At 39.3% G+C, this 16,265-nt stretch carries 14 protein-coding genes; 1 reads left to right on the top strand and 13 read right to left on the bottom strand.

The window, feature by feature from the left end:
• The 7 genes from smc to F0161_RS05525 form a co-directional block, all read right to left on the bottom strand.
• Window positions 1-3,558 (bottom strand): chromosome segregation protein SMC, encoded by a 3,558-nt coding sequence (gene smc, locus F0161_RS05555; protein WP_150203961.1) that lies wholly within the window; start codon window positions 3,556-3,558, stop codon window positions 1-3.
• 23 nt (window positions 3,559-3,581) lie between these two features.
• Complete coding sequence (gene rnc, locus F0161_RS05550; RefSeq protein ID WP_150203960.1) at window positions 3,582-4,277, bottom strand: ribonuclease III; 696 nt, start codon at window positions 4,275-4,277, stop codon at window positions 3,582-3,584.
• Window positions 4,278-4,393: 116 nt separating this feature from the next.
• The gene (gene acpP / locus F0161_RS05545) at window positions 4,394-4,636 is read right to left on the bottom strand and encodes an acyl carrier protein (protein ID WP_137602403.1); all 243 of its coding nucleotides are present in this window, start codon (window positions 4,634-4,636) and stop codon (window positions 4,394-4,396) included.
• 37 nt (window positions 4,637-4,673) lie between these two features.
• Complete coding sequence (plsX, locus tag F0161_RS05540; RefSeq protein WP_150203959.1) at window positions 4,674-5,714, bottom strand: phosphate acyltransferase PlsX; 1,041 nt, start codon at window positions 5,712-5,714, stop codon at window positions 4,674-4,676.
• 14 nt (window positions 5,715-5,728) lie between these two features.
• Window positions 5,729-7,762 (bottom strand): ATP-dependent DNA helicase RecG, encoded by a 2,034-nt coding sequence (gene recG, locus F0161_RS05535; protein ID WP_150203958.1) that lies wholly within the window; start codon window positions 7,760-7,762, stop codon window positions 5,729-5,731.
• Between the two features lie 135 nt (window positions 7,763-7,897).
• Window positions 7,898-9,598 carry a DAK2 domain-containing protein gene (locus tag F0161_RS05530; protein ID WP_150203957.1) on the bottom strand — a complete coding sequence of 567 codons (1,701 nt, stop codon included), beginning with the start codon at window positions 9,596-9,598 and terminating at the stop codon, window positions 7,898-7,900.
• A gap of 30 nt (window positions 9,599-9,628) precedes the next feature.
• On the bottom strand, window positions 9,629-9,991 hold the full coding sequence (locus tag F0161_RS05525) for an Asp23/Gls24 family envelope stress response protein (RefSeq protein WP_137602407.1): 363 nt from the start codon (window positions 9,989-9,991) through the stop codon (window positions 9,629-9,631).
• A 250-nt stretch (window positions 9,992-10,241) separates the two neighbouring features.
• Here F0161_RS05525 and rpmB point away from each other — a divergent pair, with 250 nt between their 5' ends.
• Window positions 10,242-10,427 (top strand): 50S ribosomal protein L28, encoded by a 186-nt coding sequence (rpmB, locus tag F0161_RS05520; RefSeq protein ID WP_057890616.1) that lies wholly within the window; start codon window positions 10,242-10,244, stop codon window positions 10,425-10,427.
• A gap of 233 nt (window positions 10,428-10,660) precedes the next feature.
• On the opposite strand, the gene tnpA is transcribed toward rpmB, so the two are convergent.
• From tnpA to F0161_RS05490, 6 genes are all read right to left on the bottom strand, one after another.
• The gene (gene tnpA, locus F0161_RS05515) at window positions 10,661-11,122 is read right to left on the bottom strand and encodes an IS200/IS605 family transposase (RefSeq protein ID WP_150203956.1); all 462 of its coding nucleotides are present in this window, start codon (window positions 11,120-11,122) and stop codon (window positions 10,661-10,663) included.
• Between the two features lie 215 nt (window positions 11,123-11,337).
• A complete protein-coding gene (locus tag F0161_RS05510; protein ID WP_137601951.1) occupies window positions 11,338-11,988 on the bottom strand; it encodes a thiamine diphosphokinase in 651 nt (216 codons plus the stop codon).
• Window positions 11,989-12,045: 57 nt separating this feature from the next.
• Window positions 12,046-12,699, bottom strand: coding sequence for a ribulose-phosphate 3-epimerase (gene rpe, locus F0161_RS05505; RefSeq protein ID WP_137601952.1), 654 nt, complete (start codon window positions 12,697-12,699; stop codon window positions 12,046-12,048).
• A 10-nt stretch (window positions 12,700-12,709) separates the two neighbouring features.
• Complete coding sequence (gene rsgA, locus F0161_RS05500) at window positions 12,710-13,600, bottom strand: ribosome small subunit-dependent GTPase A (RefSeq protein ID WP_150203955.1); 891 nt, start codon at window positions 13,598-13,600, stop codon at window positions 12,710-12,712.
• A 12-nt stretch (window positions 13,601-13,612) separates the two neighbouring features.
• Window positions 13,613-15,508 carry a Stk1 family PASTA domain-containing Ser/Thr kinase gene (gene pknB, locus F0161_RS05495; protein ID WP_150203954.1) on the bottom strand — a complete coding sequence of 632 codons (1,896 nt, stop codon included), beginning with the start codon at window positions 15,506-15,508 and terminating at the stop codon, window positions 13,613-13,615.
• Window positions 15,508-16,254, bottom strand: coding sequence for a Stp1/IreP family PP2C-type Ser/Thr phosphatase (locus F0161_RS05490; protein ID WP_150203953.1), 747 nt, complete (start codon window positions 16,252-16,254; stop codon window positions 15,508-15,510). Before F0161_RS05490 ends, pknB begins: the two co-directional genes overlap by 1 nt.
• Window positions 16,255-16,265 lie beyond the last annotated feature (11 nt).

Genomic DNA, 16,265 nt, shown 5'->3' with positions numbered 1-16,265 from the left:
TTAAGTTGTTTTAACATCTTCCAATGACACGGATACCATCTTGGACACTCCAGATTCTTGCATGGTTACCCCATACAAAACTTTAGCATTCATCATGGTACCTTTACGGTGGGTCACGACAATAAATTGTGGTCCATCATCCCCGTACGTGCTCAAATACCTCGCAAATCGATTAACGTTGGCGTCGTCAAGGGCAGCTTCAGTTTCATCTAAAATAGCGAATGGTACTGGTCTCACGGCCAAAATTGAAAATAGAAGCGTAATCGCCGTCAGTGCCCGTTCACCACCAGACAGTAAACTCATCTGTTGATTCTTTTTCCCAGGTGGCTGTGCAATGATATCTACCCCGGTCGTTAACATGTTATCCGGTTCCGTTAAAACTAGTTTAGCTTGTCCACCACCAAACATTTCGACGAAAATTTGCTCAAATTCATGAGCAACTTCATGGAAACTAGTTTCAAATCTAGTTTTAACTTCTTCATCCATTTCAGCCATGGTTTCGTTCAGCTGTTGTTTCGAAGCCATTAAATCATCTTTTTGTTCAGTTAAGAAATTGAACCGTTTAGAAACTCGTTCGTATTCATCAATTGAACCAAGGTTAACTGGACCAATTTCATCCAATCCTCGTTTGAGTAATTTTAATTGACTCATAATCTCAGGCATGGGCAAATCAATTAAGTCTAGGCTAGCTTCGTCAAAGGACATCGCATAGCGTTCACTCAAGCGATTCATCCCCGTATCAATCAGGGTTTCTAGTTTCACACTGCGGGCGTTGACATCATTTAACTCATTTAAAGCCGCACGTTGTAATTCTTGGGTGCGAACTTGTTTTTGATCTGCGAGTTCCACCTCAGATGAATTAGTGTCTAGTTTTTGACTAGTCGTGGTAATTTCTTTTTCAGTTGCTGACTTGGCAGCAATCAATTCTTCTAATCGCAAATGATTATTTTTTTGGAGAGTTTCCTGTTCAGCTTGGGTAGCGCTGGTCGTATCCGTTTGTTGTTTGAGATTAGCCAAACGTGCTTCTTGAGCTTCGATACTTTGTTGAACTCGATTAATTTCCTGTTGGCCGTGTTGAATTTTTTCGGTTTCAACGGCAATCGCTTGTTCACGAGCTTGAATCTGCTTGGCTTGTACCGACGCATCAGTTTGTAGATTGTCTAAATCATCTTTTAACTGGATGATTTGTGTCTTTAACGCTGCAATTGACTCATTAACGGTCTTATCATCAGTTTCATTTCTCGCTAACGTATCTGCATACGAAGTTGATTCTTCGTTATTTTGATCAACTTCGAATTTCAAAGCAGTCAATTGCTTATTCACGACGGTTTGTTCGTTTTGTAAGATTTGCAATTGCCCGTTGATATCTTGGACCGTGGCGCGTTGTGCAATCACTTGTTGTTGCAGCTTTTCACCACTTTGTTGATTAGCTTTAATCGCATCGTCAAATTTAGCCACTTTTTCTTCAAATTGAGTACTAGCAGTTTTCGCATCAACTAATTTGGTTTCCAAAGTTTCCAGTTCTTGTTGGCGGCTTAATAGCCCCTGACGTTGTTGCTTATTGGCCCCACCAGTCATAGAACCACTGGCATTAATTAATTGGCCATCTAGTGTGACAACCCGGACTCGATGTTGTCCAGCTCTTGAAATTTGGGTGGCATGATCAAGGTTATCTGCAATCACCGTCGTACCTAATAGATGCTTAACTACAGTTGATGCTTGTTTAGAAGTCGAAATTAATTCACTTGCGACTCCTTCAAAACCGGCCATCGTAGTTAGTGAATCCAGTAAGCTTGAATTTAGTGAATGCACCGACAGAGAATCAACCGGTAAAATCGTAACCCGGCCTGCTTTTTTTGAAACTAAGTATTTAATAATTTGTTTACCTGTCGCAGAATTATCGACGACCAAATTCTGTAATTGACTGCCTAAAACTGTTTCAACAGCTGTCATGTATTGGGGTAGCACATCAATTAGTTCAGACACAGGCCCAAGTAGCCCATCGAACTCGTTGCGATGTTGTAACGTATACCGAACCCCTTGATAAAATCCTGAGTAATCGGCTTCTAACGATTTTAGACCGTTAATTTTAGCCTGCAAGGTTTGTTCAGTTCCTAGTGCTTGATACCATTGCTTTTGAATCTCGTCGTACTGACTTCGTAATGTTTGACGGCGGGTGACTTCTTCTTTCAGTGCTGTCTCTTGTTTTGATAAAGCAGCCTGCTCACTGGTCAACGTTTCTTCAACTTGGTTTAATTTGTCGGCGAGCTGTGCTTGTTGCTTTTTGGCCGCTGCCAAATCAATATTTGACTGGCTTTGTCGTTGATCATTTTGTTCATGATTCTTAATCAGATAAGCTTTTTGATTATGTAATGTCGTCAAAGCTTGCATCTGTTCAATTTGCTGATTTTGTAAGTCTTCTATTTGCTGGCTTAATTGAGCTTGGCGTTCTTCAGCACTCATTGATTTTAGTTGCTTTAGGTCGTCTTTATTCTGGCTAACTGTTGCCAGGTGAGCAGCTTGTTCGGTATTTAAATCAGCTAATTCAGTTGAGAGCTCGCTGATTTGTGCCGTTAGCTGTTCAATTTGCTTTTGAATTTGCTCCAAATTAGCTTGACGATTATTGGCTCGTTCTGCGTTGATGTTTTGGTTGTTCTCTAATTCAGAAATTGATTGAGTTTGAATCAGTAATTTCGCCTGTAAATCGTCTTTAATTTTCGTTAAGCGAACTTGTTGTTGCTTTAACTCGGAAAGTTGTTGTGCGGATTCAGTACTTTGAGTGTCATATTGTTCACTCATTTTTTTGGCATTTTCAACTCGATCTTGGATTTCGTGATGCTTTTGTTGATTATCCGTAATATCTAAAACTGTTTTGGTTTTATCTAATTGATCAAAGCGAGTTTTTTGTTCCTGATATTCTTTTGCAAGAGCGCTTTGTTCGGCCAATGGTTCAACTTGGCTTTCTAACTCAGCTAAAATATCATTCACTCGATTTAAATTGTCATTAGTATCGTTGAGGCGTTTCTCAGCAGTGTCTTTGTTTTTCTTGTATTTAGACACACCAGCGACTTCTTCAATTACCTTGCGACGATCAGCTGGCTTGCCATTAAAAATTTCTTCAACTCGACCTTGAGAGATAATCGAAAAAGACTCTCGGCCAAGTCCAGAGTCCATAAATAGCTCAGTTACATCTTTTAAACGACATTCCTGATTGTTAATCATATATTGGCTCTCACCGCTACGGTAAAGCTGCCGAGTCACTCGAATTTCATTAAAGTCACTGTTAATATAATGATCTGAATTATCAAAAGTAATTGAAACTTCGGCGCGATTGAGTGATTTACGCGTTGAGGAACCCGAAAAAATGACATCAGCCATGCGATCCCCACGTAAATCCTTAGCAGACTGTTCCCCCATTACCCAGCGGACTGCCTCGATAATATTACTTTTACCACTACCGTTCGGGCCAACAATTCCCGTCATCCCCGGCATGAATTCAATTTTTGTTTTTTGTGCAAATGATTTAAAACCATTTATTTCAAGCGAAATTAGTCGCATGTTACCCTCCCACAGCTACCTTATTATTGTAATCTCGTTAATGCATTTTTGGCGGCCTGTATTTCTGCACGCTTCTTTGAAGTACCAGTACCTTCACCAATGACTTTATTATCAGCACTCACAGCTACGGTATACACACGCTCACTTTCAGCGCCACTTTCTTTGGTCACATCATAGTCAATTTCAACATCCCCATGACGTTGCAAATATTCCTGCAAGCGGGTCTTATAATCAACTTCTTGTTCAAACCAACCTTGATCTAACTTGGCAAATACCACTCTGGTGACAAATTTGATTACTGCATCACGTCCTTGATCCAAATACAGTGCACCAATAAACGATTCAAAAATATCACAGAGTAATGATGACCGGTGACGAGCACCGGCTTTTTCTTCGCCTTTTCCGAGTCGAATGAATTTATCAAATTGACATTCCAAGGCAAATTTACTAAAACTATCTTCTTGAACCATCGCAATACGTAATCGAGACAACTTCCCTTGTGGCATTTCTGGATAGCGTTGATAAATATACTCTGAAACAGTTAGTTGCATGACGGCATCGCCTAAAAACTCAATGCGTTCATAATATTTTAAATTTTCTTTCGGATGCTCATTGACATACGATGCTTGGGTAAACGCTTCAGCCAGCAAACTGGAATCGTTAAAATGGATTCCAAATGTTTTAGCCAAATGCTCTTCTAATTCTTTTATGGTAATCATCCTCCTAATAATACTTCTGCCTTATATTATACGTGTTTTCAGCGCTTATATAAAGCAGTATTCGCAAAAATGACCGAGACGAGGAATCCCCGTGTCGGCCATTTCAGATTCAATTTTTATGCTTGATGTTCCGCAATATAATCGACAACTTCACCAATTGTGTTTAGCTTTTCAGCCTCTGCATCTGAAATTTCAGAACCAAAAGTATCCTCAATTTCAAGTACGAATTCCACAAAATCGATGGAATCAGCATTTAAATCATTTTTCAAATTCAAATCATTGGTGATTTTCGCTTGATCGATGTCAAAGTGATCTCCAACTATTTCGCAAACTTTATCGAAAATTTCTTGTTTTTCCATTTTACAAACCCCTTGTAATAATTTAACCTAACCAATTCTAGTCGATTTTGTCGGTCTTGTCCATCTTTTCAAGTACTTCTTGGTTATTAAAATAATCAACAGTTTGATTAACGACCTGTGACTCAATCATGGTCTTGATTTGACCAATTGTATTCTTGATTGCATCAGCTTTAGAAGAACCGTGTGTTTTTACTACGGGGGCCTTTAAACCTAACAAAACTGCCCCACCATAAGTTGAAGTTGACATATTTTTACCAACGATACTAAAGACCGGTTTAAGAATCAAATAACCTAATTTGGCACGCAGACCACCCTTTAAAATACTGTCCTTAATTAAGGCTAACATGGTCTTAGCAGTACCTTCAGTCGCTTTTAAGGCAGCATTTCCAGTCCAACCGTCAGTTACGACCACATCCGCTTTACCCATGAGTAAACTTCCAGCCTCGACATTGCCAATAAAGTTTAAATCGTCTGCACTGTTGAGTGATTGCCAGACAGCTTTGTGTAATCGATCACCCTTATCTTCTTCCTCACCATTATTCAATAAAGCAATTGAAGGATTCTCAATGCCTAAAACTTTCTGCGCATAAAATTTACCTAGATAGGCATATTGAACTAGATTTTTTTCTTTACTTTCAGCATTGGCCCCAGTATCCAAATAAACAAAATTTTGTTTATCGGTATCCGGATGTGCTGCCGGTAAAATCGAAGTCAATCCAGGACGATCTATTCCTTTAATGCGACCAACGATAAATAAACCCGCGGCCATGACAGCACCAGTATTACCAGCGGAGAAAAATGCATCTGCTTCTTTTTCCTTCACCGCTGTCGCGGCACGTACAATTGAAGAATCTTTCTTACTCCGAATTGCCCGGACAGGTTCCTCGCCCATCTCAATCATTTCACTCGTATGAACTACGGTAATTCGATCTTGATTAGTCAAAAGAGGGTTAATTTGTGCTTGGTCACCATACAAGGTGAACTCAATATCGGAATACAAATCCCGGGCCTGCTCAACCCCAAGTACTATTTCTTTAGGCGCGTGATCTCCGCCCATTGCGTCGACTGCAATTTTCATATCAGTTACCATCCTTAATCAAAGTGTGTTTGTAATTTTCTAATCGTTAAATATTCGACGAGTGGTAAATTTTCAGTTTGAGTATCCCAGTCAGGCGTTAACAACAAATCGGCCGCGTCACTCTTCGCAATTTGTAACATTTTAAGTTCTCCCACTGGATCACCTACTTTAAATTCTGGCACCCCAGATTGTTTTAATCCTAAAACATCCCCGGATCCCCGTAATTCTAAATCACGTTGAGCGACCACAAAGCCATCAGTCGTTTCAACCATCGTTTGCATCCGTTGAATTCCCACTTGATTTTTAGGGTCTGCAATCAAAATACAATAACTTTGACGCTCTCCGCGGCCAACTCGTCCGCGTAATTGATGCAATTGTGCCAATCCAAAACGGTCCGCATCATATACAACCATCAACGATGCATTTTTAACATCTACCCCAACTTCAATTACCGTCGTTGAGACAAGCACTTGAATTTCATTAGCTTTGAAAGCTTCCATGATTGCATCTTTTTCATCATTTGGCATTCGACCATGGAGTAAACCAACTTGATATTGTGGAGCAAAATACTCTTGTAATTCTTCAAATAAGTCTTGGGCGTTTTGAACGTCCAACGTTTCAGATTGCTCGATTAACGGTGTCACGACATAGGTTTGGGCGCCTTGCTCTAATTCTTGTCTGACCTTTTCCCAGGCGACCCCAACTTGATTAGTTTTCAACCAACTAGTTTTAATCGTTTTCCGACCAGCTGGCAATTCATCAATCACGGACACATCCATTTCTCCATAGGCAGTAATGGCAAGCGTTCGCGGAATTGGCGTGGCAGTCATGGCTAACACATCGGGATCTTCACCTTTTTCGCGCAATTTTTGCCGTTGGTTAACGCCAAAACGATGTTGTTCATCGGTAACAATCAGGCCTAAATTAGCATATTCAACGCTATCTTGAATCAAGGCATGGGTCCCCACAATTAAATTGATGGAACCATTTTTAATTTGGGCGGTTAATTCACGATGTTGTTTCGCTGTCATTGATCCAGTCAATAAGCCAATATTAACATGTAACCCCTCAAACATTTTAGCAAAGTTTTGAGCATGTTGCGCGGCTAATATTTCAGTTGGTGCCATGATGGCCGCCTGGAGGCCTGCCGTAATCGTGGCGTACATTGCTACCGCGGCCACCACCGTTTTACCGGACCCCACATCTCCTTGTAACAAACGGTTCATTTGGATTGGTCGACGTAAATCACGGCAAATTTCATTGATCACTCGTTGTTGAGCTTTTGTCAGTTCATACGGTAATGCGTGAATAAAATCTTTTAATTCGTCATTCCGATATAAAATTGAAATGCCATTTTTTTGTTGATTTTCCATTTTAATGGCTTGAAGTCTCAGTTGAAATAAGAAAAACTCTTCATAAGCTGCCGTCCGTCTGGCTTCAGCAGCTTGTGTATCATCTGATGGAAAATGCATTTCACGAATCATGTCTTTGCGTTCAATTAGTTTATATTGTTGAATTAATTTAGGAGGAAGTAACGATGCAATCACAGATTCATATGCTGTAAAAGCCGTCTTAATAAATTTTCGGAGCGTGGTTTGTTTCATTGATTTATTAGTGGAATATACAGCATCCACCGAGTTTTGATTAGTAGTAATATTGACGATTTTTGTGCCTGCTAACCGTTTATGGACTGCATCCCACTTGCCATATACGGCAATATCTTTGCTTAATTCAACCTTATCTTTCAAATAGGGTTGATTAAAGAATGTAACCATGACGACTTCCGTATCGACCATTAACCTAAAACTGAGCCGATTACGTTTATAGCCAAACCGTGCAATCACCGGTTCCGACATGACTGTCCCTTGCAAAGTTAACTTTTGTTGATCAACAGCCTGATTAGGATTTTGAATTTCATAACTATCGTATCGAGTTGGAAAATACAGTAACAAATCTTCAACCGTAAAAATACCTAATGTTTTTAAATCTTCAACTCGTTTAGGTCCAACACCAGCTAAATTACCCACAGAATCTTGTAAACTTAACATGTTACCTCCTTTCTGAATAAATGAGGCTGTACCAAAACATTCGTTTCGGCACAGCCTCATTAATATACAATTTAGTCTGTATCAATCGGCTCCATATATCTAACTGATTTAGAATATGTCACACACATTTTTTAATTATTCAACGGAAATTAAGTATGGATAAACTGGTTGTCCACCTTCATGGATTTCAATTTCAAGTTCATCGTCCACTTCGTATAGTGCGTTTTCAATTTCTTGAGCGTCAGCTTGATTGCCTTCCGTTCCCATGATAATTGTGACAATTTCACTATCTTCATCCAACATTGATTTAACCATATCAATCGCCGTTTGCTTAATTTCAGGATGGGTAACGGTGATTTTACCATCAACGATACCAATATAATTATCTTTTTTGATTTCAACCCCGTCGACAGTTGTGTCGCGGATTGAAACAGTCACTTCACCACTTTTGACAGTTGATAAAGCTTCTTCCATTGCAGTTTGATTGTCTTCTAACGTGGCATCAGGATTAAACTCAAGTAATGAGGCCATTCCTTGTGCAATCGTCTTACTATGGACAATTTTAACCGGAATATCAACCACATCAACGGATTGTTCTGCAGCCATGAAAATATTGCCATTATTTGGTAATACAATCGCACTTTTGGCACCACTTGCGTTGATTGCATCCACAATATCTTGGGTACTTGGATTCATGGTTTGACCACCATTAATCACGTGAGTTACTCCAAGGCTCTTGAATAATGTGGCAATGCCATCTCCACTAGAAATCGAAATAATAGCAGTATCAATCGTCTTAGTTGTTTCACCATTAGGTTGTTCCGCAGCAGGCACAGGAGACTCTTGTTCATCAGATTGCATGATTTCTTCTTGTTGCCAACGCATGTTATCAACTTTAACTTTTTGTAAATCACCAAATTCTTGTCCCCAAGCTAATACTTCGCCTGGATGTTCCGTATGAACGTGAACTTTAACAACTTCTTCGTCATTTACAACAAGCAAACTATCGCCTAAACCGGCTAATTTTTCATAAAATTTGTCGTAATCAAATTCTTGATCTACTTGTTTACCGCGACCGAGTCGTACCATAATTTCAGTACAATAACCGTACTTGATGTCATCGGGATTTAATTGACCTTGAGCACTACGGTGGTGCTCAGCATTGATCATTTCATCCATTTGGGCATTATCTGGTTGATAACTTTCGACTTCAATAGTTTTGCCAGATAACACTTCATAAAATGCTTGTAAGACAAAGACAAGTCCTTGCCCACCAGAATCCACTACGCCAACTTCTTTAAGCACTGGCAATAAATCAGGGGTTGTTTTTAAAGATTCATCAGCAGCATGAAAAATGGTTTCAATAACTTCGATTAAATCATCAGTCTCAGTAATCTTTTTATTTCCAGCAGCGGCAGATTCTCTCACTACGGTCAGAATTGTACCTTCAGTAGGCTTCATAACTGCTTTATAAGCTGTTTTAGCCCCATTAGCATACGCTTCAACAAAATCCTGAGCAGTTAGTTCTGCCTTGCCTTCCATGCCCTTTGAAAAGCCACGAAAAATTTGGGAAAGGATGACTCCAGAGTTTCCGCGAGCTCCCATTAATAAGCCCTTAGCAACTGCAGCAGCTAAATCATCCACACGAGTACTACTTTCTTCGCGTTCATATTTAGCACCACTTGCTAAGGACATGCTCATATTTGTTCCCGTATCACCATCTGGGACCGGGAAAACGTTTAACGAATTAATAAATTCGGCATTTTGTTCCAAGCATGCCGAAGCAGCTTGAACCATTTTACCGAATTCAAGATTTGTAATTTTTGTAACTGTCAATTAAATTTCCTCCAGATGAACAAATATCAATTAGTCAGCTAGTACACGAACGCCCTGTACTAAGACATTAACTGAATTAGCCGTAACACCAAGCATTGATTCTAGGTTGTATTTTACTTTTGATTGCACACTTTTTGAAACTTCTGAAATTTTTGTGCCATATCCAACAATAATGTTTACATCTACTGAAACACCATTATCTTGTTGACGAATAACTACACCTTTATTGTAATTTTCACGCCTTAAAATATCGTTAACGCCATCACGCAATTGGTTACGACTTGCCATCCCGACAACACCATAGTTGTCAGTAGCTGCCCCTCCGACTACTGTTGCAATTACATCGTTTGTAATATCAATAGTCCCAAACTGGGTTTTAATTTTGACTGCCATTTTATTGGCTCCCTTCTGCTTGAACTCATTAATGATATAATATCAGAATATGCTGCTTTAGTCCATTTGTGCAACAACGAATACATATTTTAGCTTATTTTCGAAAATTTGCAAATAATTTACTGTCAAGTGAAATTACTTGAAAGAAAATTCTTGCAATGTATTCGCGGCTATGGTAAATTATTTAAGTGAGTTATCGCGCTGTAACAAGCGCTCAAGTCAAAATTCAATGAGATGAGGAGGGTTATTCATGGCAAAAGATTTTATTACTGGTAAGCGGACACGTTTTGGAAACAAGCGTTCTCATGCCCTTAACTCAAGTCGTCGTAGCTGGAAGCCAAATCTTCAAAAAGTTACGATTTTAGTAGACGGTAAGCCAAAGAAAGTTTACGTCTCAGCACGTACTCTTAAATCAGGTAAAGTCACTCGAGTTTAATTTATTAAAATAAACTATCCTACCTCAGGATGGTTTATTTTTTTGCATTTTTTACCTGATCCAAAAGACCTTTAAATAATTCAATCATAACCGCCCGTAAAACGGATGGTTTGTTCATGGGCTATAAGCCCTATGTACTTGCCAGCGTCTCAAGGCGCTGGCTTTTTATTTCATCAAAGCCAATTGAATGCATTTGTCACTTTTGCCGCCACTTTAAGTGGCGACGTTATTACTTACCTGGAACCCTTAAAAGGGTCTTCATATTCTTTAACACTTAATTTATCTACTGCTTGATCATGTTTTTCTTGATCTCTAATATATTTTGTTATGGTTGCCTCATTCAAACCAACTGTACTAACATAATATCCTTCTGACCAGAAATGCCTGTTTCCAAATTTATATTTTAAATTCGCATGTTGGTCAAACATCATTAACGCACTTTTGCCCTTCAAGTATCCCATAAAGTTTGAAACACTTAATTTGGGTGGAATACTGACCAACAGGTGTACATGATCTGGCATCATGTGTCCTTCAATTATTTCAACACCTTTGTACTGGCATAACAGCCTAATATCGTTTTGTATATCCTTCCGATATTGATTATAAATGATTTTTCTTCTATACTTTGGTGTGAATACGATATGGTACTTGCAATACCATTTTGTGTGCGCAAGACTATTAAGTTTATTCGCCATATTTAATGCTCCCTTTCGATTTTTTATGTTGGCTTCGACACCTTCATTCTAAATCTGATGGGGGCATTTTTGTATAACCCATTTGCTCTCCACCCGCATAGCAGGTGGTTTTTTGTTTCGCACACTTGACGTGCTCAACCAGGTCTAAAGACGCAATAAAAATACGCAATGACACTTGATTTTCCGAGTGTCATTGCGTATTTTTGATTTCACACTTAATCTTTGCTTTGAACCACTGCAACGATTCCCTTTTTAAAAGAGAAATGATTGGTTGGTTGACTAAATTCATTGCTGGCCCAAGAAATTGGATAGCTGGAATTAAAATCTTGTAATGTGTATTTTTCGTCTGGCAGAGTCAAACCATCAACGGCAGTTAAACTGACAAAAGCTAAATATTTTTTATCGGCTTCTTTGATAATTTCATATTCACCAGGTTGATAGAATCGGATTGTGTTTTGCTGATCAATAATTCTCAGTTTGTCAACAACCTTCTCAAAACGCGGTTCTAATGACAGAAACAAGTTAGCTAATAAATGATCAATTCGACCACCAGTTGCCCCATAGATATCAATCTGATGCTTCGGAAAGTATTTCATAGCCGTCATGACGCCAATTTGAGTATCGGTAAAGTCTTTTTCCGGTGGAAAAACTTCAATGTGATCAATTTTTGATTTGACTATTTGCATTTCGCTATCAACGGTCGAATCAAAATCACCGACAGCTATTTTGGGCGTAATTCCCATTTTAAGCAGTCTAATTGCCCCTTTATCAACCGCAATCCAATCGCCACTAATTTCGCCATTTGTGAGCTGGTCGGGCCATTCAGATATTGGTCCACCAACTAAAATATTAATTACCTGGTCCATCTCCATACTCCTTAAAAACAAAAGTGCGGATGTTGAAATCAACAAACCGCACTTTTTTTATTTCGTTGCTGTTTTCAAAGCATTAATTTTAGCAACTGGGTCAGCATCATTAAAGACGTATGATCCGGCAACTGCAACTGTAGCTCCAGCTTCATAGCAAGCCACAACAGTATCGGCATTTACGCCACCATCAATTTCGATATCATAAGTGTAACCTTTGTCAGCTTTTAGCTGATTTAATTCAGCAATTTTTGCAACAGTTTCAGGCAAAAACTTTTGTCCACCAAAACCAGGGTTAACTGTCATTACTAATACTTGATCAACCATGTGTAAAATTGGCAAAATTGCTGAAACCGGCGTACCAGGATTAATGACAACTTCTGACTTCACACCTGCATTGTTAATGGTTTGAATATCACCATGAATGTGTTGTGTAGCTTCAACATGAATTCCAATTAAGTCGGCGCCAGCGTCGGCAAAGTCTTGAATCAGATGACCTGGTTTTTCAACCATCAAATGTACATCCAAAAACAAGTTAGAAACTTTACGGATTGCTTTTACAAAACCAGGACCATAAGAAATGCTTGGTACAAATGTACCATCCATGACGTCAATGTGTAAATATTCGGCGCCACCCTTTTCTACCATTTCAATATCCCGTTGTAAATTAACATAATCCGCACTCAAAATTGAAGGTGCAACTTTAATCATATTCAAATCCTCATTTCTTATAATTAGGTTTTTGCTGAACAATTAAATCGTGAAATTGTTCATAGCTTTTATATCGGCTTGCTAATATTGTACCATTTTCTAAAGCGTTTTTCACTGCGCATCCGGGCTCTTTCAGATGTAAACAACCACGGAACTTACAATTGACACTTAATTCGACAAATTCTGGGAAATATCTAGGTAATTTAGTCACATCCATCTCAAAGGCTTCATATGATGAAAATCCTGGTGTATCGGCGATTAAACTGCCATCAATATTGAGTAAGCTGACTTTGCGGGTGGTATGTTTCCCCCGTTGTAAAGCTTGCGAGATTTCACCAGTTTCAAGTTGTAACTGCGGTGCGATGTGATTCAACAAAGTTGATTTTCCGGCCCCAGTTTGTCCCATGACGACACTAATGTTATCTTTCAAAGCCGCCTGTAACTCAGCTAATTCAGTCGTGCCAAATGGATCTTTTTGATAAAAAACTTGATAACCAATCTCTTGATATCCATCTGCTGATTTTTGTAAATGAGTAAACTCTTCTTCAGACAGTAGATCTGTTTTAGAAAAATAGATAATTGGCGTAATATTTTGAGACTCTAAGGCAACTAATTGTCGATCAAGCAAATTGGTTGAAAAAATTGGCTCGCGAACAGCAGTAACCACCACCGCCAAATCAACGTTTGTAATCGGTGGCCTGACTAATTCATTTTTGCGCTGCAACACTTCAAGCAAGTAGCCTTCTCGATTATTAGGCGCGTCAAATTCAACGTGGTCACCGACCATCGGTTTAATCCCGCGTTGACGAAAATTACCACGGCCACGCGTTCGATATAATTCACCATCGCTTAAAACGTCATAAAAGCCAGCGAGTGATTGTTGGATGATTCCTTCTTTCATGTAGTCACCTAATTAACTTCCTGTGATATTGTTCTTACTTGCAATTGTGTTGCCATCTGAAACAATTTTATATGCGCCTTTGTCATCATTGTTCAAAGTCAAAGTTAACGTGACGCTTTGAGTTGACGTGATGGTAAAGGTTTGGGAAACGTCAGAAATGTTATTGTTAGAATCTTGTAAATATATTTGAATAGTATTTTCGGTTTTACTATTTGAACTATCAAATGGAACACTGACTGTTTCAGTCGCAGTCTTAGTTGAGGTTTTAGCAACTACCACTGAAATCGTATCACCTTCAGTTAACGTTGATCCTGCTGAAGGACTTTGACTAATAACGCTGCCATCACTAACCGTTTTCGATGTTTCTTCTGTTGAACTAACTTTTAAGTCGTTTTGGTTAGCATATTCCTGGACTTCAGCCAATGTTTTACCAGTAAAGCTTGGTAACGTTATCTTGGTTTTGCCTGTGCTAACTTTTAAAGTGATAGTAGTATCACTAGCCTTGACCTTAGTTCCCGATTTCACACTTTGTGACATAATCTTGCCACTACCAAAATCATTCGAGGACATTGTCGTTTTCTTCACCGTAATACCAAGTTTACGTAACTTAGCAGCCGTTGAATTATACGATTGCCCCACATAATTTTGAATTTCTACCTTTTTGACTCCGGAGCTAATCACCAGGTTAACTTTTGATTTAGCTTTGACTTTTCGTTCAGCTTTAGGAGAACTAGAAATCACGAGATCCTTTTTAATTGTATCGCTATGCTTTGTAGTTACTGTCCCAACGCTTAAATCTTTCTTTTCAAGTGCTGATTTTGCAGCACTTTCAGTCATACCCGAGACATCTGGAATCACTTGCCGGGCGGGCATTAAAGCAATCCACACCACGACACCAATAATTAACACTAATGGAATGAGCCACAGCCATCTCTTACGTCGACGTTTCTTTTTGGATTTTTTGTCAGGTTCTGGTGTGGAGTCATCAATTTTAACCCCATTTTCAGCTTTTTCCAGGTCTGCTGCGCTTAAAACTTTAGTTTCACCATGATCGTCAGACTTAGGTGCAAACTTTTTCTCGCCAGCGCGGGCTGACGACAAGGATGTGGCTAGGTCTTCGCGCATCGCATCTGCCGTTTGGTAACGATCTGACGGTGCTTTACTAGTAGCTTTTAACACGACATTTTCAAGTGCTTGTGGAATCCGTGGATCAAATTCTCTGACGGAAGGCGTTTCTTCTTGGTAATGCTTGAGCGCAATTGAAACTGCCGTTTCACCTTCAAATGGTACCTTGCCAGTTAGCATCTCATACAACATAATCCCTAAGGAATAGATATCTGACTTATTGGTTGTAATCCCACCGCGAGCTTGTTCAGGTGAAAGGTAGTGAACTGATCCCATGATGGTATTTGTTTGAGTCATCGAATTTTCGGCAACCGCAGCGATACCAAAGTCAGTAATCTTGATTTGCTGATGATTATCAATCAAGACGTTTTGAGGTTTCAAATCTCGATGAATGATATTGTGCTCATGCGCATCTTCCACCGCTTCTAAAATTTGAGCCATAATGTCGATAACTTGTTGATAAGGAATTGGAAAATTCTTTTTAATATAGGCCTCAAGATCAGTACCTTCTACATACTCCATCACCATATATTGTAAGCCTTGCTCCTCGCCCACATCATAAACACCAACGATATGGTCATTACTCAATTGGGTAGCTGCAAGTGCTTCGCGTTGAAATCTTTTTTTAGTTTTTTCGTCGTCACGTAAATCAAGACGCAATAGTTTGACTGACACATCACGATCTAAAATCAAATCGTGTGCCAAATAAACATTGGCCATGCCGCCTTCACCAAGCGACCTGATAATTTCATAACGACCACTTATTTTATATCCAGGATTCATTAGTTAGTTTCCTCCTGGCAAGTATTATCCGCAATTAGAACCGTAATATTATCCGGTCCGCCTGCTTGATTAGCCTGTGCAATTAATTCTTGGCACTTGGCCTTAATATCAAAATCAGAACTTAACACGGCTGCAATTTCATCATCACTCACCATGTTTGATAACCCATCGGTACACAGCAATAACTGATCATGCTTGTCAAGCCGATAAATACTGATGTCCGTATCTGCTTCTTTGGAAATTCCTATCGTACGAGTGATGATATTTTTCTTCGGATTAGTTTGGGCTTCTTCTGCCGTCATGACACCTTTTTTGACTAATTCATTAACCAACGAATGATCTTCAGTCAACTGATTGAATTCACCGTTGCGTAACAAATAACCCCGGCTATCACCAATATTGCCGAGAACCATTTTGTCTTCAAATAAAATGGCAGCTACTAACGTTGTTCCCATTCCATTTAAGCCCTTATATTTATTTGCTTTTTCAATAATCGTTTGATTTTCGTTTCTAACCTGGGTGGCCAGCCATTGATATGCTTCAATGGGTGCTTGGACATTAGTTTCTTCAAAGTTATGGCCCATATGTGTCACAGCCATTGTTGAGGCCACGTCCCCACCTTGATGTCCACCAATCCCATCAGCAATAATTGCTAAAGTTAGGCCTGCATCGTTGGTAAAGGTACCCACATAATCTTGATTATCCTCGCGTTGTTGTCCAACGTCCGTTTGAAAAGCAATCTTCATAATCCTACTCC

The organism is Paucilactobacillus nenjiangensis (assembly GCF_008632615.1).
In the GTDB taxonomy this organism is placed as follows: Bacteria; Bacillota; Bacilli; order Lactobacillales; family Lactobacillaceae; genus Paucilactobacillus; species Paucilactobacillus nenjiangensis.
Note: the sequence above shows the minus strand (reverse complement) of the source record. Positions and strands in the feature narration are given on the sequence as shown.

Excerpts from the sequence above, each read along its gene's own strand:
- smc (WP_150203961.1), bottom strand. The coding sequence starts at position 3,558 with ATGCGACTAATTTCGCTTGAAATAAATGGTTTTAAATCATTTGCACAA.
- rnc (WP_150203960.1), bottom strand. The coding sequence starts at position 4,277 with ATGATTACCATAAAAGAATTAGAAGAGCATTTGGCTAAAACATTTGGA.
- rsgA (WP_150203955.1), bottom strand. The coding sequence starts at position 13,600 with ATGAAAGAAGGAATCATCCAACAATCACTCGCTGGCTTTTATGACGTT.
- rpe (WP_137601952.1), bottom strand. The coding sequence starts at position 12,699 with ATGATTAAAGTTGCACCTTCAATTTTGAGTGCGGATTATGTTAATTTA.
- F0161_RS05525 (WP_137602407.1), bottom strand. The coding sequence starts at position 9,991 with ATGGCAGTCAAAATTAAAACCCAGTTTGGGACTATTGATATTACAAAC.
- rpmB (WP_057890616.1), top strand. The coding sequence starts at position 10,242 with ATGGCAAAAGATTTTATTACTGGTAAGCGGACACGTTTTGGAAACAAG.
- acpP (WP_137602403.1), bottom strand. The coding sequence starts at position 4,636 with ATGGAAAAACAAGAAATTTTCGATAAAGTTTGCGAAATAGTTGGAGAT.
- pknB (WP_150203954.1), bottom strand. The coding sequence starts at position 15,508 with ATGAATCCTGGATATAAAATAAGTGGTCGTTATGAAATTATCAGGTCG.
- tnpA (WP_150203956.1), bottom strand. The coding sequence starts at position 11,122 with ATGGCGAATAAACTTAATAGTCTTGCGCACACAAAATGGTATTGCAAG.
- F0161_RS05510 (WP_137601951.1), bottom strand. The coding sequence starts at position 11,988 with ATGGACCAGGTAATTAATATTTTAGTTGGTGGACCAATATCTGAATGG.
- plsX (WP_150203959.1), bottom strand. The coding sequence starts at position 5,714 with ATGAAAATTGCAGTCGACGCAATGGGCGGAGATCACGCGCCTAAAGAA.
- F0161_RS05490 (WP_150203953.1), bottom strand. The coding sequence starts at position 16,254 with ATGAAGATTGCTTTTCAAACGGACGTTGGACAACAACGCGAGGATAAT.
- recG (WP_150203958.1), bottom strand. The coding sequence starts at position 7,762 with ATGTTAAGTTTACAAGATTCTGTGGGTAATTTAGCTGGTGTTGGACCT.